This window comes from Haladaptatus pallidirubidus (genome assembly GCF_020700235.1).
Lineage (GTDB): Archaea > Halobacteriota > Halobacteria > Halobacteriales > Haladaptataceae > Haladaptatus > Haladaptatus pallidirubidus.
Genome location: NZ_CP085301.1, coordinates 1,570,243 through 1,590,165, shown reverse-complemented (window position 1 = coordinate 1,590,165; position 19,923 = coordinate 1,570,243). Strand labels below are relative to the sequence as shown.

Below are 19,923 nucleotides of genomic sequence, written 5' to 3'. Positions count from 1 at the left end.
GTTTCAGTTACTCACGCGTTTGAGCACACTCTCTGGTCGGTGGATACGGCCTGTTTATTAGGTGGTATGACAAATTGAAGCCCTATGTCTTCAGATCAAGATGAAAACAGATCAGAGAAGAAGATGGGAACTGGGATTGCAGTTGGGATCGCGCTCGGAGCCGGCATCGGAGTTGCGATGGATAACATACCAATGGGGATCGCAGTTGGGCTGGTTCTAGGAATTGCAATGGGATCAGCTTGGCGCTGAAAACAACATTACACTGGTGGTGGCAATTCCACCTATGGTATGCAGCATGGGTCGTCGGCCTCATTGAAGATATATATGACATACACAAAGACAATACGTACTGAGATCGAAATCGATGCATCACCAGCAACTGTCTGGAAGATTCTTACCAACCTCGATTCATATCAGGAATGGAACCCGCACATTACGGAGGCGAGTGGTGACCTCAAGGAACAGGCAACCATCGAGATTCACGTCCAGGGTACGGAATCATCGAGCAGAATGGTAACTATGACAGTCACCGTCACTGATATCGAACCAAGGCGTACGCTCCGATGGGTCGGCTCTTTGTACTTCTCGTGGATATTTGAAGGACGACACACGTTCCACCTTGAACCACTCGACGACGATTGCACCCGTTTCATTAACCATGAACGCCGCTCGGGAATACTCGCTCCCCTGGTCACTGACGATAATTCCTGGCGAGCCTATGAGGAGATGAACCGTGCGCTTGCTGAGCGCGCAGAGAAACACGCTTCCACCGACCACGATTCGACGCCGTAACGCTAAAATAGACAGATATTTCGTGCAAGCTATCCCTGAAAATTTAGAGATATGGAGAAACCACTTGGTAACGGTGTTCCATCGACCTATGCTGGATATATAGCTAGCGCGTGGATGATTGTGTTTGCTGCGGTGAGTTTCTACTGGGCATTCGGTGGCACGGCCGGAGTCGACACTGTCTCACTCGGTCAGGAACTCGCGGGTGAACCCTGGTTCATTACAATCCTTTGGCTTACTGGCATTCTGAAACTTGGTGGTGGTGTACTCGCACTTGCACTCGTTCAGTCATGGGGTCAGTTGCTTCCCCGCCGGCTGGTGCTTGTTACTGCATGGGGTGTGAGCGTACTGCTGGTCGTCCATGGAAGCGATTTCATCATTCACGGGGCACTCACCGAGAATGGTCTCATTGGTCTTCCCGCTCCTGCAGCGTGGACAACGGCTCATTGGCAGACATTTTTATGGGGTCCATGGTGGCTCCTCGGTGGTATTGCGTTCTGTGTGGCGACATGGAACTACCAGCGACGCTCCCGGTGACGAATCGAAATAATAGTCCGAAGTAGATGGTTAGTTCGGCAGTTCCTTCTGTCCCGTTTGCACGTACGGCCAGCAGTGGAAGCCGTCGAGGCCATCGCAGTTACAGTCTTCTGGTTGGGCATCGTCTCCTCCAAAGGGAACGCCTCAAGCGACCCGTCGTCAGTCGCGGTTTCGACGGCGGCCATGTGTTTGCAGTAGGCGTTGCGGTGGACGTGATGTGGACACGTACAGGCCATCAGTTTTTCAGTCACATCGTCGGTGGAGACTATGTACTGGTGGTCTGTGGGCTTCTCGTGGCTCTCATTGGTGACCTCGACCATTCTAGGGGCCTTAGGTCGGAGGAGAACTGTTCGGCCTGTGCGCGTTGCTGTGCCGTCTCGGCAGCTTCAGGGGCTGCGGATGGTTGTGTTCATTCGGTCATTCGAGCCTCGCAGATGAAAAGTCAGCATCGGGTGGTTTAGCATCCGACGTGGGTTTCCGATTAGCGGAGAACATGTGGGTGGGGTGGTGGAACGTGCTACGCTGAATCCACGGCTTGTTATGTGGTGAAGTTATGTATAATAGTCACAATGAGTACCTCAGTTAGCCAATTTAGGGTGTACTTTCCGTAGAAACATTCTCTTTTGGCATGGTGAACGATATGTATTCGTGGACTTTCTCATCGGCTAGTGAAGATCCCCCTGTGGTTGTCTATCTGACCGTCTTATTTTCGAACAGTAGCACAAAGCATTTACAAAACCTCACAAAGACCCAGTTGTAGCGCGGTTGCCTCTGATATCCTGAATGGGCTCCAACGTAGGTCTGGCGCCTTTGCTCCCGATCCATTTCTCACTCTGTGCTACTCTCCGTTCTGCTCACACGCGACCCATGGCTTGTCCAAGCAACGGTCCTACATTCATGTATTAGCAACCGCGAAGCGTCACAGCCGGTCACTGGAGCTCGCGATTATAATCCAGTATTCACGATAGACTTTTGCCCATAGTGTGGTATACATTTGAGTAACCCTTCCACAAAGGATAACCAAAGAGAGTCCACTACAGTGATTGATTTTAGGCCACGTGCTGAATCCGGATTGACGATCATCGATACCATCGAAAATCGACGATACGATCTCGATACATCGACGTCAGTCACTCCAATATCTGCTGATGAAACTCGGTTTTACTTCCCTGTTGACCAGGCGATCCGAATTTCAACGAATAAGTTGACCCTTGATAACCGGGCTGATGTTTTCGTCCGCGATACAACTGGTAACGCTCTTCTCGAAGTGGGTTCTGCTGTTGATGAAGAGCTTGGTCCAGGTACATACTCCATCGAGCTAAACGCACCGATCAAAGTCTATCTTCAAGTCGACGGGCCACTCTCAATAACAGCAGACATCAATGACGTCGTCTTTGGATTTGAGTCCCCTACAGTATATATCGGCGCTCGCTCGTATCATCGCCATCCATCCACGACAATCACCACAACAGAAGATCCGGAGAATATGATGGCAGCACTATCCGCACTCTCGTCGGCGTTGAAAACCACGACTTGTGAGCGATCGTATCCAACGCTCAGAGGTCATCCTCCAATGATCGAATATGGTGACAAACTACACATCCCTGATGAATTATCCCGGCCAGAAACCGGTATTCAACTCGAATTACCACCATCGTTGGAGAACGTATACGTTGCCGCGCCGCTGGCGTACTATCTCGGAGCCAAAATCGTTCCGGGCGATGAACCTCGTCTTGTTACAGAGAGCTTCGAACGTCTCCTCATCGATCTTCCATTTGAGCAGGAGATCGAAAAGCTCCTTAAACAAGTTTTTTTCCTTGACTGTCTCACACGAACTACTGGATACTATCAGATAGATTTGTACGAACGTGAGCAAGTTGATCTGAAGTTGGATTTCGAGAGACTGTATGACATGCCGATTGCCGAGCAACTTCCAGCCTATTTGTCAATCCCGTTTGAGAGAGTTCAACCCTTCCTGCCACGATGGCCACTCACTGCCCATCTTTCTCCAACTCCTAGCCGAGTTTCCGCGATTCCATTCGTTCTTCATGATCTCGGATTCATCCGAATTGCACGCGGGTCGCCCGTTTCGGCCGACAGCATCCCATCGTTCGTTTTAGAATCGTTTTTCGAAACAAGGGGAGACTCAATCCAGGATCAGTCGTTTATCCGCTTGGAAGCCAGTAACTCACTCGAACAAGCGTGGTTCGCAGATGGGATCCCGTTAAACGCAACAAAGGCGATACCGAAGGCATTCGAAAACAAACTAGAGCAAGAACCAACAACGGATGCCATCGAGATTGCAGTCGTTTGTAATGAACCTGAGATGGGAGCAAACGAAAACGTAGCAGAGGTGTATCAATCTCGTGAAAGTCTTGATCTCACCGCGACTACCTATGAGAATCTTTCAACGTCTGGTTTGCGCCTCGTTCTCGAATCTGATGTCGATTTCCTCCATTATATCGGGCATATCGACGAGGACGGATTCCGGTGTCAGGATGGATGGCTTGATGCCGAGACATTGGCGGAGGTCTCGATTCCGATCTTCTTGCTCAACGCGTGTCAATCGTACGACCAGGGAACCGCACTTATCGAGGCAGGTGCTGTCGGAGGGATTGTAACATTTAGTGAAGTTGTAAATGATGGTGCCGCGCACATCGGATACAATGTCGCACGGTTACTCAATTTGGGATTCCCACTCCGAGCAGCCCTTGCAATCACTCAGGGTGAGAGTATCGCCGGCGGTCATTATCTCATAATCGGTGATGGAAGTGCAGACGTAGTACAGGTTGAGCAAGGAGTCCCGATGCTTTGTGAGATCGAAACTACTGACGAACCGATCGATGTACTACTCCATTCGTATCCTTCACGAGAGGGCAAAATCGGGACGATGGTCTATCCGTACGTCGAACCGAACGATCAGTATTTCCTCACGCCAGGATCACTCCGAACGTTTCGTTTGACGACTGAGATGATACAGCAATACCCCCGCTGGCATCAAGTACCAGTGAGAAAAGACGGCAACCTCGTCTGGAATGATCCCTTTTAGCGGAGTTGAGCCGCTAAGTCAATTCCGCAGCCAGCTCCGACCGAGGGGAAGGCGCTAGCAGGGAAGAGATACAGCACCACATAATTCTCAAACCCTGTTCAGTAGTTTATCACGGCCCGTATATTGCCACTCCACCCGCTGAAACAGCTCCCACTTCTCCCAAAAGGATAAGGATCATGAACAAGACGCCGATCATTCGGGGATTCTCTGCCAGGTATGATTGGGGTGTTTTCTCACTCATCAAAGCTTGTAGCGACGGACAATACCTTTGGTATGAGCCAGTTGATACGATATAATCAGCGCCTACATCTTGATTGCCTGGAGCACACACGAGATTCTACTACCTTCGACTGTACCCAAAAGAACAATTAGAAATGTACTTTTAAAAGCTATGTTTATATAATTGATAGAAAAGATTTAATGTTGACAAAGTAGAGTTGAGACCAACAACAGATGGAAAATAAAAGTTCAACTTTGCCATCTCCTAATAATATTCAAATATCTAACCAGATCAGGCACAATTTTCTAATAATATCTGAAACTGGGAATCAAAGAATGGATCGAGCCAATATCGGCATTTCACAAATGACTTAAATAATGAAAGTATCATGTTGAAAATGATAAAACACAACACGATTCAGCGTCAACCCTTGCTTCATACTCTTCAGGAGCATCGAAGCTCACGGATCCAAATCCGACAGCGTCAAAATCCTCTTCAGCCACAACGGAATATGACTTATTCGACTCGATGGCTGTGGAGTAGTCTGCTGATTTGCACCCCTGAGCCCACGCATGGACTTGTTCTGGGGTGTATCCGTCCAGTCCGAGTTCAGTGATGGAGTCGAAGTGAACGTTCCGAATGGCCTCGCTATCTGACGAGGCTGCTTCTCGTATTCGCATAGTTAATCGTTGGCCTCTGTTTCAATAGAAGATCTGGTCTAGCAGATTGTGTGTACGATCGAGTGGCCTTTGTGTCGAGTTGTAGGTTTCAGTCCGACCGATGGATTGCAAACCGATTCAATTGGATAGTGTTCACTGTATTGCATTCTGACACTGCTCTTGCATTTTTGTGTATCGGTGTGCTCTAATATGTTGGCACGCTCCCTGTGAAGCATATTGAACTGGGGTGTCTCACAGGCCATAGGAGACCCTACCGAGCAAAACGTCAATGATAGTCGCCTGGCGGATAGAACTGGAAATATGCAAATTAGTATAATCTACTAACTAAAACAGGCTCAAAGCTCGGAACACGAGTGATAAAATACACCCATACAGAATACAGCAGCCCGCGAAAATCTTCCTCGTATCTACTCCTTGTCGCGAGAACTACTTAAACAAAGTAAGTGGCGACAGATGGAGACACCGATGGGATCCTCTAACTTGGTTTAGACTACTTTGACTTCATGCGAGATGAGCCATGTGCGTACCTTCGTGATTTCACTGGGACTACTAATGAGGTAGACTGTATCCTTCTCCTCGGTAATCGTGATCAGAAAGTTGTGTTCAAGGTGTTAACGATGGTCGCCCATTTCCTTCTTTGGAGCTGTGATATTAAGGACTTTACCAAACTCGAAGACCACCGAATATGGACGCGCATCCCGCTTGACGGTGGAACTGGCTTTTCGAGTGCGCTCAAGATGTTCGCGCCGTATCCGAACATCTTCGCAGGCTGTCTCGGTGGTATTGGATTCGATAGCAGTGACGAGACTCCAACGACGACTAGGACGAGCATGGAAACACAGACAATCTCGATCGCTAGTACGACCATAGCAACGGCAGAGCCAACGATTACGACCTCAACCACCACAAAACCCCAGTCGAAGTACTTGGTTGTGGCGTCGAGCATCTGCACAGCGTCAGATGTCGTCTCAGTTGGGGCAACGAGATCACGACGTGGCTGCTCGATCAGCTCTGCGTCGTTGAGGCGAGGCAAATGGTGATGGGAAAGTGCTAGAGCGAGCTGCTGGCGATCGGCGGGCGGTTGCTGGTCTAGCCGTTCACTCACGGCAGCAGCGATATCCGCAACAGGTTGGGGTTCCGTTATTTGCTCAAGGTACCAGAGGGTATGGCGACGGTATGGATGATTCACTGCTCGCAATATCACATCGAGTTCTGACCGTGACAAGGGGGTTACTCGTGGCTGGTTCGTCTCGTTGTCTGATGGCTGGTGACGTTCGGACATGGTGATTGTTGGGTGGTAGCACTTCCCAATATGATCTCCTGTAAGTGTTATTGTTCAATTGACAAAGTCCTTTTCTAGTATTATTTAACTAATAACTCTATAAGTTAAGAAGGTCCAGATATTGAAACGTTGCATAGGGGAGAGAATCACAGATCAACAGGTGAGACAGTACCTCTCTTCTCTGGTGTTCGAGATGCTCGTTTGGGAACTCAAGATCAGTCCGCTGGGCGAGTGTTGTCCGTGTGTAGACCTCTGTGTCGGTGCGGTCGCTCATTGATTTACCTCCATCTGAACCCACGTGTGGGATGTGCTCCGCTCTTTTGGCTAATCCCTCGAAAAGCCATCCCTGCTGTGGCTGTGATGGGGTCTGAGTAATACATTCCTCCATATCCAATAAGCAAGCACCTTTAGAACAGAGCAATTGTCTTCACGGCGAGACGGTTGAACAACGTTCGATGCCGTGCTTGAACTACTGTTCTATGAGTGCGACCAAATGAAAAATGCAGGGAGAGAGTGGACAGCATGCCCGGATTCTTTATTTCACTGGCTATGGTATCTCTTCAAATGGTACGGCACTTTCTTCGGTAATAGAAATCCACGGTGGATACACACCGGGGAAGGCATCAACAGGCTGAATATGAACATAGTCGGTTCCGGACATTGAGACGATAGTGTACTCAAGTTCGAACGTTGGCCACGCGTCGCGATCGTCATGATGATCCCGTTTAGTGTGTGACATTGGTGTTCTCTACTTGGAGCTTTGGCCCAAGTCTCCTAACGGCAGGGGTTGCCGATGCAAGCACCATTGAGTCATCTGTTTTGAAAAGAAGGCTCGAATGCGAGTGGAAGACAAGGGGGCTTGGTAAGAAAGGAGTTGACACCGAACACTACTCCTGTTGGTCAGATGGCTCTACGATATTCGCTAACGCCTCGCCCATAATAATGAGGTGAGTCAATTCCGACGCCAACCCAGGCAACAACTGAGGAAACAACGCAGCCCGGGGGAGCGGGCGAATCTGGAACCCAGACGCCTATTGAGACTGGAAACAAAATGGAGTGAGACGAAAGAATCATTCGCTCTGATGTCAGTTTCTTTTTAAGGATCGCAAATTATTAGACGAGATATAATCATCGCTGAAATGTATTATTGATTGCCAGTGAGTATCTCTACTATTTCTCTGGAAGCAGTGGGTTCTGTCGCGACAAGCAACTTCATCCCGGGCTTGAGCGTTGTCGCAGGGTTGACCACCATTTTTTCATCCATATCTACAACAATTGAGCATCCATCCGGCACTGCAATGTCTCGAATAGCTTTCTCAACAACCGGTGCATCCTCTGTTACCTGTATTTGCAAGAGGTCAATAATACCAGTGAGTTCATTCACAGCGTCCGGAAGGCTTCCTCCTGTAATCGCACTCACTGTTGCGAGTGCGCCTAGTCCTTCGGGGAAAATAACTTGGTCAACGAACTCTTCGTACTCATCTCGTGCGCTCGGTGAATCAACCCGGAGGACAGTTCTCACTCCTTCCATCTTCGAAGCGACCAAACAGACTGCTAAATTACTGCCAATGTCGTCAGTGAGACCAGCAATGACATCAGCAGAAGCTATGTCGGCATTTCCAAGGATTTCAGGATCGACAGCCTCTCCATGAAGAACCGTACCGAATCCAGCTTCAAGAAGCAAGTCACATCGTGTTTGATCGCGTTCAATGATGGTGAGATTGTGTCCCTGTTTAGCTAATTGTTCTGCGGTATAATATCCGACGTGCCCTCCCCCTAGAAGTACTATCTGAAGAGCGTCATTCGACATCTGTATCCCTCATAGATGTAATACAATTTGCATCAACAAATCAATCGACCATTAATACTCTAATATAGTCATGATCACGTTAGACACAATATACAATTATACAACTTTTTATCTGTGTAATGCTACCAACCTCAATTGTCTCCGAATAGCGTTCATTGTATTTGAACTCCTGTTACAAAGCATTGTACCGAAATAATCTTGCACTCGTTGCCAATCGAATTTGCGTATTTCCGATAGATATAGTGCAGAAGAAGGAGCCGAGTACTGGAGTAATTCATTGTCATTGTCACACCGTATTTAATAATCAGACCGTAATAAATATATAATAATTTGATCAAATTTAGCCAGCATGTCTAAATGCAATGAGAATAACAATAATAACGATGAATCGACGGACCCTTCTCAAAGCGACACTCCCCGCAGGTCTCTTACTGGCTGGTTGTACCTCTCAGTCAGATGAGTCCGAAACCACAAGCCCTTCCCAGATATCAACAACCGCAACAACAACGAATACGGTGTCAACAATAAAGACAACACGCTTGCAAACACAGACACCAACCACTCAACGAACAGAATCCACAATAGAACCAGAAACAACTAGCACAACGCAGTCTACAACAGAGCAGGAACCAACTACTACAACACCATCTACAACAGAACCAGAAACAACGACCACAGCCCCTTCCACAACTGAGCAAACGACTAGCACGACTCAATCCACGACAGAGCCTACAACTAGCACAACCCCTTCCACAACCGAACAAACGACTAGCACCAAACGAACAACCACAACGGTTGCTCACTCGGCACCGAACCACCCATCGACGAAGGGAATATTCGATGAACCAACGCGTGGACCGACGCCATTTAGTCCAGATGCAACTCTTATTGCATTCGAGGATCCGTCCTGCCATAATTGTGTTTATTTTGAAGAAAAAACATATCCAAACCTCAAACGTAATCACATTGATTCAGGAGAGCTTTCGTTCGTAGTACGAACGATCCCCGTCGTCGAGGAGTGGGGAACCCGTGCAATCTATGCACTTGAAGCGGCCCACGCTCGGAATGAGCAAGCGTTCTGGGATCTGAAGGCATACTACTTCAGTAATCAAGGTCAATTCAACAGCAGAAACGTACTCTCGAAAACGAAATCGTTTATCGATTATAACACACGGTTAAATGGACGAGTCATCGTTCGCGATGCAAAATCAAAGGCATATAACAAACAGGTCCGAGAAGACCGTTCTGTGGCGAAGACTGCGAACGTTCCTGGGACTCCGGTGTTTTTCGCATTCAGATCTGAAAAGTACGTAACAAAAATCGTTGGGACGCAAGGTTATAGCATTTTTAAAAATGTACTTGGACTCTAATAGTTATAATATTGATTGGCTGATTGATGTGATATTTAATTAGATACTTACAATAGAGATCATCCAATGCAATGGCTTGGAGTGCGTCAATACGGTAAATGAATGAACGGCGTCACGTCCGAATTGAGGGCGGCGAGGATCGTCTTTTCGGACCAAGGATGCGCTGGATAATCCCATCGATATCTGGGTGAGGCACTTCCTCGGGTTCATCTGACGGGTAATGTGGAACAGGCATGGGTCTTCATTTCCACTAGTAGTACGTCACCAATCATAATAATTATTCACATCTACAAGATAGGTTTTGAGCGAATTACTCATCGCCTTAACCTAAATGCCATAAATAGCATTGGGTCTCAAGAATGCAAAAAGTGAAAGTAATTTAGAAGTGCTCGTCGCGCTCGTCGTCGTCCGATGGGAATGCGTTGAGTGAGCCGTCATCAGTCGCGTTTTCGACGGCAACCATGTGTTTGCAGAACGCGCTCCGGTAAACGTGGTGCGGACAGGTACAAGCCATCGTATCGCCCATTACGTCGTCCAGCGTGACGACGTAGTGGTGGTCAGCGGGCTTGTCGTGGCTCTCATTGGTCACTTATGACATTCGTACGAATCTTTCACAAGTGGTAACTATTCAGTCAGGTTATTACCGAGAGATTGAGAATGATAAAAACGGTCGAATCCTCTTGATCGATTGTACAGAAACCGCCGAATAACAAAGACGTAAGCGTGAGTGGTGAACTTGATGAGAGGTGACTCATATCCACCGCGGACTACACGGCGAACGTTTCTTCAAAAAAGTGCTGTTGGACTCTCAACGATAGGTGTCATCGGGCATGCTAATGCCGCGGAATCTACTCTCGACGAAGACACGCTTCAAACAGGAAATGCATGGGCAAATCGCACCGAGGTGACGATGTGTGGGACGGTGACTGCGTTCCCGGAGAAAGACTATGTTTGGGCTGGTTTTGATTATAAAAAGAAAGGAACGATGAGTGGAAGTTATGGAGAAGAGGTAAAACTCTGGCATCCACGGGTGCAGCCAATGAACCCAGATTCAACGGATCAACACGGGCCGACGTTTACGTTGACCTTCGAATATGGCAAGGAAGGAGTCACACGGGAGAGCAATGAGTGGCGACTTCAATCAGGGAATACGTATACGTATCGAGCGACTCTTAGAATCCCACAGCAAAAGGGGTTCAAAATGACCACAGGGAGCGAACGGGACTTCACCATTCCACCCACGAAATGAAACATCTCGTTTTGGCGAGTATGAGCAGACAAATTGGTGAAGTTTCAAGAGAGCAGTAATTGGTATCGGAACCGGCCTCTCTGTTCTCTCACTTAATACATTGCGGCGAGCGTAACGTGGACTCATACAGACTATTAACTCTTCGGTCACAATTTTGATTGAGACCGCGTAGTGGTGGTCTATGGGGGGTTTTGTGGCTCTCATCGATCGTGCAATCACTTGTATTACTGGTTTATCAACGGGCAGAACATTGGTTGAACTTGTTGGAACCATGGGACTGTCATCCCACTATCGGCAGGAACAGACTGAATCCAGAGATGATCGAGAGAATTGTCCAGCGTGGAACTCCCTGCTGTGAAGAGGCTAGTTCAGTCCAACAGCCTGTCTTCCGTGGATCAGCAGACAGACTGTCAGTAGTAAGGAACCGGTTGGACTGAATACAGGGCGCGTATCGGTCATAGAGATTTATTGACCTTGGTGTCATATACAGTGTGCGTAGTTATTGTATTTGTTTCTCTCAGAAGTTGATGGAGATAATCGGCCCCCGACGAACACAGACTATCATGGTAATCGGTAACTATAAGCATACCCACTCGAAATTGGATACTCCAACTCGCACTGAGAACCGGTTTTCTTCACGTCGTATTAGACGGGTGGGTTGGGGAGAACACCATGACAGAAGAATGGATCATCACGGGCGATTACGTGGAAGCGTGTAACTGTGACGTCGCCTGCCAGTGTCTCTGGATGGAGCCCCCGGACGATAACCGCTGTACGTTCTCGAGTGTTTGGCACATTACGGACGGCCAGTACGGCGACGTCGATCTGAACGGACTCCACACGGCGCTGCTCGTCCGCAGCGAGGAGGGAGTCCTATTAGATCCGGGCACTGAGTGGCATGCGGTGCTCCTCACCGATGAAACGGCCGACGATGACCAACAGGCCGCCCTCGAAGATATCTACCTAGGTCGAGCTGGTGGCGTCTTTGCGGTCGCCGCCGATACGCACGTCGAAAGCGCCGAGGTTGCGACCGCCCCGTTCTCGTTCACTCGGGATGGTGCGGATTTCTCGGTCGAAATCGGCGACAGCGTCTCCATGGATGTGGTCGGAAAACGCGGCTTCAACGAGAAACTCGGAACGATCGCGCCGCATCCGTTCAACAAGAGCACGGAGATGAATGCTGGGAAATCCACTACCGCCACCGTATCGTACAATGACGAGTTCACGTGGGATGTCTCGGAAAACAACGCATTCCTCTGTGATTTCGAACTGGCGAACGCCTGACGTCGGTGGGATAATTTTCCAGTCGATCAACCATGTCCACACCCAAATCGTTCCCGGAACGATTTGACCTCCGCCGCCTCCCTGCTGTCGCACTCGTCACCTACGTGATCGCACTGCTCGCGTGGGTGGCGATCGTTGGCCGTTGGCTCCCGATGCCAGGAGGCGCGATGAATATGCAGATGTCCGACCCAGGGGTGCCGGAGGCGATGGCGCTCTCGAACGGAGTGGCAGGTGCCAGTTTCTATCTGCTCATGTGGGGCGTGATGATGATCGCGATGATGTATCCGTCGTCAGTGCCCCTCTTCCGGCTCTACTACAAGACGCTCGAAGGAACGTCAACCGCAGGCAAAGTCGCGCGGATCGGGGTAGTTTTGGGGACGTACGCGCTCGTATGGACGCTTACAGGGGTCGTTCCTCTCCTGGTCAACGCGGTGGTGCCAGTCGCACCTCTTGCAAACACTCACGGCGGGTTCCTATGGGGCGGAACGTTGGTGCTTCTGGCGGGATACCAGCTGTCGCCGTACAAAGACCGTTGTCTGCGGAACTGTCGGTCACCGCTCGGGTTCCTCATGAGTCACCATCGGCCGGGAATTCGGGGTGCCATCCGGATGAGCTGGAAGTACAGCATCTTTTGCATCGGGTGTTGTTGGGCGCTATTCGCGTTTATGGTTGTCGTGGGGTCGATGAACATCGTCTGGATGGCGCTCATCACGGTAGTACTGTCGCTCGAACGAACCGTAGTATGGGGCCGGCAGCTCGCCCATGTGGTCGGCACCCTCGCTGGTATCGCCGAGATTGCCGTCATTCTGATCACGATATTGTAGCGCATTGGAGTGAGATGAACCCTGTCACTATTTTGGAGGTCAGTTCGCACGGGAGTTTTACCGAAATCTGAACGAGTAGAATACTTGAACCGGCTGTTGACTACACCCTCTCTATTCAGCACACCATTCTTGTCACGCTCTGAGAGCTTCAGCAGAACCGTGTAGGTTAGTATAATTTACTAACCTGTGTTAGCGACTGTACCAACCAGAAACGAATGAAAGAGTGAAGGAGAGCCGAAAACGTCAGCAGGAGTCAGTTAGATTCAGCGAGGAAGTCCGTCACCCACACATCAGGGCGTGGTGAGTGCAGATCGCCCATTTCAAGCACTTCGTCGGGAGTGGCGACCCGATACCCGCACGGACTTAGGTAGACCCGCGACGGGCCAGCCGCCGTCATCGTCCCAACAAGCCGCTGACAGCGCGGACAGCGGTATTCGTGCCTCATTCGGTGGCCTCCTCGACGCGGAGCGATCCGCCGCAATCGCCGCAACTGTACTCCCCAAAGTGTTTCACGACGTTCGGGCGCAATTCGTCCGTCACAATCCTCGCAGATTACCCACCAGTTCGGGCTTTAAATCGTTCGAAGTACTTGCGTTGTGTCGAGGGCGTCGGTCCCACGAGCGAATGTTCGCCCGTGGCCTGCCTGGCCGAACTCGTGGAACTACCTTGCGTGGATCAACTCATGGCGCACCGTCGAACTGAATTGCTCCCAGCCGTGATTTTCTAAAGCGTCCCACGTGAGCATGATCGTGATTGCGTCCGTTACAGAGTTGTACTTCTCGACACCTCATCGCATGCTAGTTTATTGAATCGATTCTACTTACATTTCGAAGAGAGGAGTGGCGTTTGGCACCGGAGTTGATGTGCAATTGATCCGAGTGGCGCGGGGAATTCAGACAATGTCCGAAGAACTTCACAAACACCGAGTGCTCCCGTAACGAACGCACACGAGAGGTAGATCACAAGTCCGAGTGGTGGAACAACAATTAGGGAGAGTGGGAGCGTAAAGCCAGCCATAATGATGGAGTGGGTGATGAGGTGTGGGAGTGCAAGAATCGGTGGCCCTGCGAGAAGCGTGGTCACAACAATACTACCAAGGCGAGCATCCGAGAGTGGGTTGAAACCGACCTTTCGGGCGCTCCAGACATGGAAGATGAACATTGAGCCATAACCGATACTCGTTGCGATAGCTGCACCATGCATTCCATATCGGGGAATCAAGAGAACGTTGAGTCCAAGGTTAATTGCGGCAGCGGTGCCGGTCGCAAGGATGGGGAATGTAAACGTACCTTTGCCTTGACTGATTGCGAGAATAGGCCGAGCAATAGCGAATCCAAGTGCGCCCGGCAGTAAGAGGAGAAGTGGCGTTACCGCTGGCCGGAAGTCAGCACCGAGGTACACCGGTACTACATCGGTCGCTAGTGCAGCGAGTCCCAGCGCCATCACTACAGTTATGAGCAGTGCGTATCGGGTTGTGCGTGCAGAGAGAGTTGATATTTTGTCAATCCGGCCTTGCGCCCAGAGTTCTGAAGTGGAATGAACAAAGACGGTTTGGAGCGCAAGTGGAATAAACCAGAGAAATTCCGCTAATTCGAGTGCGCCTTTATAATATCCGACTTGCTCTGGGAAAGTCAAAATATTAAGCATCAGAAGGTCAATTTGGTAAAGCGATGTGAGAAAGAGGATGAGCACGATTGATTGCGAATTGAAAGTGAGCAACTCTCGCCGAGGAAACTGAGATGGTGAGAATTTGAAGATACTTTTCAAAGATATTTGTTGATTAATGAGAATGAGGCCGATAATGGCGACGACTGTGCTTGCGGTAATCTGGCCCGCAAGAGCGCCAGTAACACCGTACCCCGACTGAATGAGCGTGAGAGCAACACCAACGAATGTGACTTTCTGCAATATCAGCAAGGGTTCGGAATACCGTTCAAGACCAAATCCCATCAACGTCCGACGAGCGTATTCTCGGAACTGACTCGTAACGACAAGAAGCGCAAGCAGATAGAAGTATACCTCGTATCCGGGATCAAAAATGAGCGTGAGTACACCACTCCATGCTAGAAAGGTCACAACGGCCGCTCCAAGGAGTGCTAATCCGAGCGCTAATCGAAAGTAGAACCCAACGACGTGAGACGTCCAGCGCTGAACTGATCGATTCTCGGCGAGAAATTTGCGGACACCATCACTCACTCCAGAGCTAATGAAGATCATAAATAGCGAGAATGGCGCAAGGAGACCATAGTAGATGCCGATCTTTTCGACGCCAAGCCAGCGATACAGCAATGGGGTGGTTAAAAGACCAATGAAAAGTGTGAGTATCTTTGCCCCAGCGATAGACAAAAAGCCACTCAAAATACTTCGATCCATTATCTCAGTCTACTATAAACATAATAGTTTAAAAGTATTATTACCATTATCAGGTTTCAAACGGGAGGGAAACCGAGACTTCGTACTCTTAAAAGTAATCGAACAAACGATTAGCGTGTGAATCTTGACCACACTGGCTCAATTGTAACTGATGAGGATTTGCACTGAAACTAACTATCATCATCGCGCTCAGTTGTCGGTATGTCGTCCTCATTAGGTGGTTCTAACCACTCGGTGAGCGTTCGCTGGACGGCTACATCCATCAGTGTCGATTGGCGTGACATAAATGGAAGAAGTGAGTGGGTTAACAGCAGTCGGTGAGTGCGCCCTTCCGGGTGGCTTCCGCGCCACAGTCTTCACATGTCCAGTATTTGTGATCGACAGTGCCGTACTTGTCGTAGCCAGTGTATGGGCTACTGATACGCTCGTCTTAGTCGTCGTCCGATGGGAACGCCGACAGCGTGCCGTCGTTCGTCGCGGTTTCGACCGCAGTCAACAGCGGAACTCTAACATTAGGAACCACCGGGGGTGTCGATTCGTCGTCAGCCCTGCGTTCTACTGTTCTTTGCCTCGATTGAATCTGGTCTCATCCTAACTATCTTTGACTGCATCGGCGATACGCTAGGGATCTTGATGACGAGGCACAGGTGGCCACCTAAGTGATTTAGGTTGGGAAAGATACCAATTGCCCGATTCCCATATCACTGCTATCGGTTTAGAGAAATGTTTACATCACATGGTTATGTAATATGGAGTTCACGTCTCCGGAACCACTGCTGTTTGTTGGTGGTGTCCTCCACCAGAAAGAATACTCGTCACTTGGGGTCGTAAACAAGCGGCACGCATTCATTTGCCGGAGCTGTGGTGAATGGCATTTTGAGCAGAAGACAGGAATCATTGATAACGTCAACCGTTTACCTGTCTCAACGCCTTTATCGAGGCGTGACGGGAAGATAAGATACCGACCGAGGCTTGTGCGTTAGTCATTCACAGCACTTTGTGCTGAGTCGACATGCTGTCGTTCATCGGTGAGATCTGCCTCCCGCCAGGTACCCCGACTGAACCACAGAAACGCGATAACCGCACCAGTGACGTTCGAAACTGCAAACGAGAGCCAGATGCCCTCCGCTCCGAATGGACGGGAGGCGATCCAGGCAACCGGGAGGCGGATTACACCGAGCATCAATACCGAGATAACTGCGGCGGTCAACGTTTTGCCGGCTCCTCGGAAGCCACCGGTGTAGGCGCGGACGACACCGATGAACCCGAATGTTGGCGCAACATACCGCAAGAAGGTTGCACCCACGTCGATGACCGCGGGATTGGTGGTAAAGACGGCGACGACAGGGCGCGCACTCAGCCAGACGACGATGCCCGCAGCACCTAGAATCAAGAACATGGCCCGGGCTGCGAAATCATTCGTCGCTGCGACGCGGTCACGCTCGTCGGCACCGATGTTTTGTCCGGTCATTGTCTCGACACCGCGAGCGACTGCGATCGCCGGGAGAAAGATCACCGAGAAGACACGGACGCCGATTCCATACCCAGCGACGACCGTCGTCGGGAAGAGGCCGACGATAATCAAGAGCAAGTTGACCGAGAGTGCCCGCCCCGTGACTTCGACCGACGCCGGGACACCGATTCTGAGCATTTTCCGTAGATACGATAGATCAGGAGCCATCTGTCCAAGTCGGATTTGGAGTCCGTGAGACCCGTGGAACAGGATACTCAGTCCAACGACCATCGCAAGCATGCGTGCAAAGATCGTCGCGTATGCCGCACCTGCCACTCCCAGTCTGGGAAACGGCCCCCACCCGAAAATCAAGAACGGGTCAAGGACGATGTTGACGGCGACCGATCCGAACATAACGAGCATCGGCGTCACCGTATCGCCATAGCCTCGCATCAGCGCGACGAAAATCCAAAAGCCGAACATGAACACGAGTCCCAAGGAGATAACTCGCATATAGGATGTCGCAAGGGGCAATACGGCTGGTGAGGCACCAAGCAGTGCGAGAAAGTCCCCGACGACGAGGTATCCTCCGCTCCCAATCAGCAACGCTGCAACCACGGAGAAGACAACGGTCTGCGACGCCGCATAACCCGCCTGCCGTTGTTCGTCAGCGCCCGTATACTGAGCAACAAGGACGCTGCCAGCGACCGATAGTCCCATTCCGAGCGCGATGAGCAGAAACACCATGGGGAACGCGAAACTGATCGCGGCGAGCGCGTTTGTGCTGTACTGGCCGAGCCAAAATGTATCTGTGAGATTGTAAGCCGTTTGGAGCAGGTTTGTCACGACGATCGGTAACGAAAGATAGAACAACGGCCGGGCAATGCCGCCCGAGGTGAGGTCGAACTCTTCACGCGTTTTGAAAACGCTTCCAAGACGGTCGCGGACGCTCACCGCAATACCTCGTCCACGATCGACTGCTCTCGAATCGGTGTCGGAGAACTGATCGCTATGTACTCACATGGCTGATCGTGATCGATTCCTCTCTTTCTCGTATGAAGCGCCGTCGAAGTACCGTTCCATTCTCCGGTCATCCTCCTCTGGCAGGACATCACTGCCTCTCCCATGTCTCCCATCGCTGTTCGCTTCCGTCGTTGATACATATCTGTTAGTTTATTTTCGTTACTGTGCATTCGAGCACCCGTCATACGAACAATTCTGTATCACACTCTCTCCTCTTGGAACCGTTTGGTGACAGGGCGGGCGGGCTGAATTGGCTTCCGGCCGTCCTGTACAAATCCTTCGAGCACGAGGCTGGTGAGCGTGTGGTCGGTTATCGCTACGAAGGATGTGAATGTGCCCAAAGAGATGGGAGTACCTTAATCTCCTTCCAGCCGTCCCCCCGACTGATCTGTTTGACACGGATTGCGTCGAAATTATCGAGCACAGCATTGTGTTCTTGGGCGAGCAGCGGTCGGCAATAGTTCTCTTTCTCCCATACCGCATTGCCAGTTTCGGCATCGAAACGCGTGCCGCGGAGCGCAACGGTGAGTGCTGGTCCGGACAGGCGCGGTGGTTCAAGTTCTCCGTCCGATAGCTGATTATGCTGTTCCGGTGGCAGTCCAGCATCTGGAGGGGCACGAATGAGGTAGTAGGCCATGTATGAACGAACGTGATTACGCTATTTGAGAGTTCGCTGAAGACAGCTTTTGTAGTGGTTCTAATAACTACGTGCCCATTCTCGATAACTTTCTACAAATAACCGAGGCGAGTGCCTCAGGGCGTGTCCCCGCGGTACTTTATGCGAATATCACCCCTCCTTGATTACTCAACCGTTGTAGTCAGGGATCGAGGTGGGGTCGTCAACTTTCCCGCCGCCTAGCCAGAGATCGCCCGATCGTGTGATTAGGACGATGAATTGACGTGGGCTGTCCCTGATGTTGTCGCTGTTGGTGTTGAAGGCGGCGACTTCGTGACTCCCGTTACGTTCGGCGACAACAGCCAAGTGTTTGCAGTAGGCGTTGCAGTGGATATGATGCGGGCACGTGCAGGCCATCAGCTCGTCGGTCACGTCGTCGATGGAGACGGTGTACTGATGGTCTGCAGGGTTCTCGTGACTCTCGTTGGTCACGTCGACCATTCCGGGGACTTCAATGCTGTAGGAGAACTGTTCGGCCTGTGCGGGTTTCTGGGCCGTCTCGTCAGATTCAAGTCCTGCGCTCGGTTTCGTACTCATGGTCTTCTAGCCGTGGCATTTGGAAGACCGGTGCCGGGTGGTCCTAAGCACCCGGCGCGTTTCAACACGCCCGAGGGCACCGTTCTCTTTATGTTAAACTATACACTGGTCAGACTTTCGATTGTGGCGTTCACTGTCGTCGACAACGCTGATCATTCTCGATAGCTGCCCGAATTGCTTCTTCATACAGTGCCGCTCCGTCAGTAATTCCATAGAGATTCACCGCAGGATTGACATCAATAACATAGATATTTTTGTGAATGAGAATATCTAACTCGAACAGAGAGAGGTCGAACAAATTCTGGACCTGACCAACATAGCGAACAAGACTTGTAGTAACTGGTTGTTCAACAGGAAGACCGTCGCCGCGAGGCAGTCTAACGACTCGAACTTCATCGCCGATACCAAACAGTTTGTAGCTTCGATGTGGGACGACATACTTTTCGACCATTTGCTCGTCAGGGAAGTCATACGAACCGGCGAGATGGATCGTAAACTCGTGGCTATCAGAGTGGAACTCACTTCTGGATTTCACGATGGCAGGCGGTTGAAGTGTAATTGTTTTCGCTAGACCGTATTGGAATTCCGGGACGTAGACACCGCCTCGTCGAAGCGTCCGATAGCAATCGAGGCGGTCGGCCGTAATGTGTGCTCCTTCGTAGCTATTTAATGTTGGTACCCCTGCTGCACGAGCACGCTTGAGGTCTGCAAGCGTAGCCGGATTCCAGTGTGCCATATGATAGAAGTCGAGGTTGAGTTCATCCATA

The 19,923-nt window shown here is 50.4% G+C and carries 23 protein-coding genes and 1 pseudogene; 8 read left to right on the top strand and 16 right to left on the bottom strand.

The genetic code is table 11. The features are described 5' to 3' along the window. Positions 1 to 84: 84 nt before the first annotated feature. The 3 genes from LIX15_RS08740 (at position 85) to LIX15_RS08730 (ending at position 1,326) form a co-directional block, all read left to right on the top strand. A complete protein-coding gene (locus LIX15_RS08740) occupies positions 85 to 249 on the top strand; it encodes a glycine zipper domain-containing protein (protein WP_227773359.1) in 165 nt (54 codons plus the stop codon). A gap of 75 nt (positions 250 to 324) precedes the next feature. Further along, on the top strand, positions 325 to 792 hold the full coding sequence (locus tag LIX15_RS08735; protein WP_227773358.1) for an SRPBCC domain-containing protein: 468 nt from the start codon (positions 325 to 327) through the stop codon (positions 790 to 792). Positions 793 to 843: 51 nt separating this feature from the next. Then, a complete protein-coding gene (locus LIX15_RS08730; protein WP_227773357.1) occupies positions 844 to 1,326 on the top strand; it encodes a DUF3995 domain-containing protein in 483 nt (160 codons plus the stop codon). Here LIX15_RS08730 and LIX15_RS08725 read toward each other — a convergent pair. Next, complete coding sequence (locus tag LIX15_RS08725) at positions 1,305 to 1,646, bottom strand: hypothetical protein (RefSeq protein ID WP_227773356.1); 342 nt, start codon at positions 1,644 to 1,646, stop codon at positions 1,305 to 1,307. The two genes, LIX15_RS08730 and LIX15_RS08725, sit on opposite strands and share 22 nt — an antisense overlap. 1,253 nt (positions 1,647 to 2,899) lie before the next feature. Here LIX15_RS08725 and LIX15_RS08720 point away from each other — a divergent pair. Next, positions 2,900 to 4,375 carry a hypothetical protein gene (locus LIX15_RS08720; RefSeq protein ID WP_227773355.1) on the top strand — a complete coding sequence of 492 codons (1,476 nt, stop codon included), beginning with the start codon at positions 2,900 to 2,902 and terminating at the stop codon, positions 4,373 to 4,375. A 109-nt stretch (positions 4,376 to 4,484) separates the two neighbouring features. Here the strand turns inward: LIX15_RS08720 and LIX15_RS33625 are convergent, their stop codons facing one another. The 7 genes and pseudogenes from LIX15_RS33625 to LIX15_RS08700 form a co-directional block, all read right to left on the bottom strand. Then, the gene (locus LIX15_RS33625) at positions 4,485 to 4,616 is read right to left on the bottom strand and encodes a DUF7503 family protein (protein ID WP_425556757.1); all 132 of its coding nucleotides are present in this window, start codon (positions 4,614 to 4,616) and stop codon (positions 4,485 to 4,487) included. Between the two features lie 365 nt (positions 4,617 to 4,981). Next, positions 4,982 to 5,275 (bottom strand): GNAT family N-acetyltransferase, encoded by a 294-nt coding sequence (locus LIX15_RS08715; RefSeq protein ID WP_227773354.1) that lies wholly within the window; start codon positions 5,273 to 5,275, stop codon positions 4,982 to 4,984. A 485-nt stretch (positions 5,276 to 5,760) separates the two neighbouring features. Next, on the bottom strand, positions 5,761 to 5,829 hold the full coding sequence (locus LIX15_RS33620) for a hypothetical protein (RefSeq protein WP_425556762.1): 69 nt from the start codon (positions 5,827 to 5,829) through the stop codon (positions 5,761 to 5,763). Between the two features lie 35 nt (positions 5,830 to 5,864). Beyond that, a complete protein-coding gene (locus LIX15_RS08710; RefSeq protein ID WP_227773353.1) occupies positions 5,865 to 6,221 on the bottom strand; it encodes a hypothetical protein in 357 nt (118 codons plus the stop codon). A gap of 60 nt (positions 6,222 to 6,281) precedes the next feature. Next, a pseudogene (locus tag LIX15_RS33615) lies at positions 6,282 to 6,557 on the bottom strand (DUF7344 domain-containing protein); the annotation flags it as partial. 97 nt (positions 6,558 to 6,654) lie between these two features. Next, positions 6,655 to 6,831, bottom strand: a complete 177-nt coding sequence (locus LIX15_RS08705) for a hypothetical protein (RefSeq protein ID WP_227773352.1) — start codon at positions 6,829 to 6,831, stop codon at positions 6,655 to 6,657. Between the two features lie 870 nt (positions 6,832 to 7,701). After that, positions 7,702 to 8,367: a potassium channel family protein gene (locus tag LIX15_RS08700; protein WP_227773351.1), complete on the bottom strand. Its 666-nt coding sequence runs from the start codon at positions 8,365 to 8,367 to the stop codon at positions 7,702 to 7,704. Positions 8,368 to 8,729: 362 nt separating this feature from the next. Between LIX15_RS08700 and LIX15_RS33150 the strand changes: the two genes are divergently transcribed. Continuing rightward, complete coding sequence (locus tag LIX15_RS33150; protein WP_368410619.1) at positions 8,730 to 9,737, top strand: DsbA family protein; 1,008 nt, start codon at positions 8,730 to 8,732, stop codon at positions 9,735 to 9,737. A 379-nt stretch (positions 9,738 to 10,116) separates the two neighbouring features. Here LIX15_RS33150 and LIX15_RS08690 read toward each other — a convergent pair whose 3' ends face one another. Beyond that, positions 10,117 to 10,326, bottom strand: coding sequence for an SWIM zinc finger family protein (locus tag LIX15_RS08690; protein WP_227773349.1), 210 nt, complete (start codon positions 10,324 to 10,326; stop codon positions 10,117 to 10,119). Positions 10,327 to 10,476: 150 nt separating this feature from the next. On the opposite strand from LIX15_RS08690, the gene LIX15_RS08685 reads away from it, so the two are divergent. The 3 genes from LIX15_RS08685 (at position 10,477) to LIX15_RS08675 (ending at position 13,094) form a co-directional block, all read left to right on the top strand. Then, positions 10,477 to 10,986 carry a hypothetical protein gene (locus tag LIX15_RS08685; RefSeq protein WP_227773348.1) on the top strand — a complete coding sequence of 170 codons (510 nt, stop codon included), beginning with the start codon at positions 10,477 to 10,479 and terminating at the stop codon, positions 10,984 to 10,986. A 672-nt stretch (positions 10,987 to 11,658) separates the two neighbouring features. Then, positions 11,659 to 12,270 carry a DUF1326 domain-containing protein gene (locus LIX15_RS08680; RefSeq protein ID WP_227773347.1) on the top strand — a complete coding sequence of 204 codons (612 nt, stop codon included), beginning with the start codon at positions 11,659 to 11,661 and terminating at the stop codon, positions 12,268 to 12,270. 32 nt (positions 12,271 to 12,302) lie between these two features. Then, a complete protein-coding gene (locus LIX15_RS08675) occupies positions 12,303 to 13,094 on the top strand; it encodes a DUF2182 domain-containing protein (RefSeq protein ID WP_227773346.1) in 792 nt (263 codons plus the stop codon). Between the two features lie 253 nt (positions 13,095 to 13,347). On the opposite strand, the gene LIX15_RS08670 is transcribed toward LIX15_RS08675, so the two are convergent. The 7 genes from LIX15_RS08670 to LIX15_RS08645 all read right to left on the bottom strand — a co-directional run bounded on the left by LIX15_RS08670 (position 13,348) and on the right by LIX15_RS08645 (position 19,922). After that, positions 13,348 to 13,539 carry a hypothetical protein gene (locus tag LIX15_RS08670; RefSeq protein WP_227773345.1) on the bottom strand — a complete coding sequence of 64 codons (192 nt, stop codon included), beginning with the start codon at positions 13,537 to 13,539 and terminating at the stop codon, positions 13,348 to 13,350. Between the two features lie 371 nt (positions 13,540 to 13,910). After that, positions 13,911 to 15,467 (bottom strand): oligosaccharide flippase family protein, encoded by a 1,557-nt coding sequence (locus LIX15_RS08665; RefSeq protein WP_227773344.1) that lies wholly within the window; start codon positions 15,465 to 15,467, stop codon positions 13,911 to 13,913. Between the two features lie 304 nt (positions 15,468 to 15,771). Continuing rightward, positions 15,772 to 15,888 carry a DUF8118 domain-containing protein gene (locus LIX15_RS33970; protein WP_486327115.1) on the bottom strand — a complete coding sequence of 39 codons (117 nt, stop codon included), beginning with the start codon at positions 15,886 to 15,888 and terminating at the stop codon, positions 15,772 to 15,774. A 558-nt stretch (positions 15,889 to 16,446) separates the two neighbouring features. Continuing rightward, entirely contained in the window at positions 16,447 to 17,874 is a 1,428-nt protein-coding gene (locus LIX15_RS08660; protein ID WP_227773343.1) for an MATE family efflux transporter, read from the bottom strand. A 385-nt stretch (positions 17,875 to 18,259) separates the two neighbouring features. Further along, complete coding sequence (locus tag LIX15_RS08655) at positions 18,260 to 18,580, bottom strand: hypothetical protein (RefSeq protein WP_227773342.1); 321 nt, start codon at positions 18,578 to 18,580, stop codon at positions 18,260 to 18,262. 168 nt (positions 18,581 to 18,748) lie between these two features. Further along, entirely contained in the window at positions 18,749 to 19,156 is a 408-nt protein-coding gene (locus tag LIX15_RS08650) for an SWIM zinc finger family protein (RefSeq protein WP_227773341.1), read from the bottom strand. A 130-nt stretch (positions 19,157 to 19,286) separates the two neighbouring features. Further along, on the bottom strand, positions 19,287 to 19,922 hold the full coding sequence (locus LIX15_RS08645) for an ATP-grasp domain-containing protein (RefSeq protein WP_227773340.1): 636 nt from the start codon (positions 19,920 to 19,922) through the stop codon (positions 19,287 to 19,289). Between the last annotated feature and the right edge of the window lies 1 nt (position 19,923).

What these genes read in the sequence shown, in the direction of transcription:
- LIX15_RS08740 (WP_227773359.1), top strand. Translation starts at nt 85, where the DNA reads ATGTCTTCAGATCAAGATGAAAACAGATCAGAGAAGAAGATGGGAACT.
- LIX15_RS08735 (WP_227773358.1), top strand. Translation starts at nt 325, where the DNA reads ATGACATACACAAAGACAATACGTACTGAGATCGAAATCGATGCATCA.
- LIX15_RS08730 (WP_227773357.1), top strand. Translation starts at nt 844, where the DNA reads ATGGAGAAACCACTTGGTAACGGTGTTCCATCGACCTATGCTGGATAT.
- LIX15_RS08725 (WP_227773356.1), bottom strand. Translation starts at nt 1,646, where the DNA reads ATGGTCGAGGTCACCAATGAGAGCCACGAGAAGCCCACAGACCACCAG.
- LIX15_RS08720 (WP_227773355.1), top strand. Translation starts at nt 2,900, where the DNA reads ATGATCGAATATGGTGACAAACTACACATCCCTGATGAATTATCCCGG.
- LIX15_RS33625 (WP_425556757.1), bottom strand. Translation starts at nt 4,616, where the DNA reads ATGAGTGAGAAAACACCCCAATCATACCTGGCAGAGAATCCCCGAATG.
- LIX15_RS08715 (WP_227773354.1), bottom strand. Translation starts at nt 5,275, where the DNA reads ATGCGAATACGAGAAGCAGCCTCGTCAGATAGCGAGGCCATTCGGAAC.
- LIX15_RS08710 (WP_227773353.1), bottom strand. Translation starts at nt 6,221, where the DNA reads ATGCTCGACGCCACAACCAAGTACTTCGACTGGGGTTTTGTGGTGGTT.
- LIX15_RS08705 (WP_227773352.1), bottom strand. Translation starts at nt 6,831, where the DNA reads ATGAGCGACCGCACCGACACAGAGGTCTACACACGGACAACACTCGCC.
- LIX15_RS08700 (WP_227773351.1), bottom strand. Translation starts at nt 8,367, where the DNA reads ATGTCGAATGACGCTCTTCAGATAGTACTTCTAGGGGGAGGGCACGTC.
- LIX15_RS33150 (WP_368410619.1), top strand. Translation starts at nt 8,730, where the DNA reads ATGAGAATAACAATAATAACGATGAATCGACGGACCCTTCTCAAAGCG.
- LIX15_RS08685 (WP_227773348.1), top strand. Translation starts at nt 10,477, where the DNA reads ATGAGAGGTGACTCATATCCACCGCGGACTACACGGCGAACGTTTCTT.
- LIX15_RS08680 (WP_227773347.1), top strand. Translation starts at nt 11,659, where the DNA reads ATGACAGAAGAATGGATCATCACGGGCGATTACGTGGAAGCGTGTAAC.
- LIX15_RS08675 (WP_227773346.1), top strand. Translation starts at nt 12,303, where the DNA reads ATGTCCACACCCAAATCGTTCCCGGAACGATTTGACCTCCGCCGCCTC.
- LIX15_RS08670 (WP_227773345.1), bottom strand. Translation starts at nt 13,539, where the DNA reads ATGAGGCACGAATACCGCTGTCCGCGCTGTCAGCGGCTTGTTGGGACG.
- LIX15_RS08665 (WP_227773344.1), bottom strand. Translation starts at nt 15,467, where the DNA reads ATGGATCGAAGTATTTTGAGTGGCTTTTTGTCTATCGCTGGGGCAAAG.
- LIX15_RS08655 (WP_227773342.1), bottom strand. Translation starts at nt 18,580, where the DNA reads ATGGCCTACTACCTCATTCGTGCCCCTCCAGATGCTGGACTGCCACCG.
- LIX15_RS08650 (WP_227773341.1), bottom strand. Translation starts at nt 19,156, where the DNA reads ATGAGTACGAAACCGAGCGCAGGACTTGAATCTGACGAGACGGCCCAG.
- LIX15_RS08645 (WP_227773340.1), bottom strand. Translation starts at nt 19,922, where the DNA reads ATGGATGAACTCAACCTCGACTTCTATCATATGGCACACTGGAATCCG.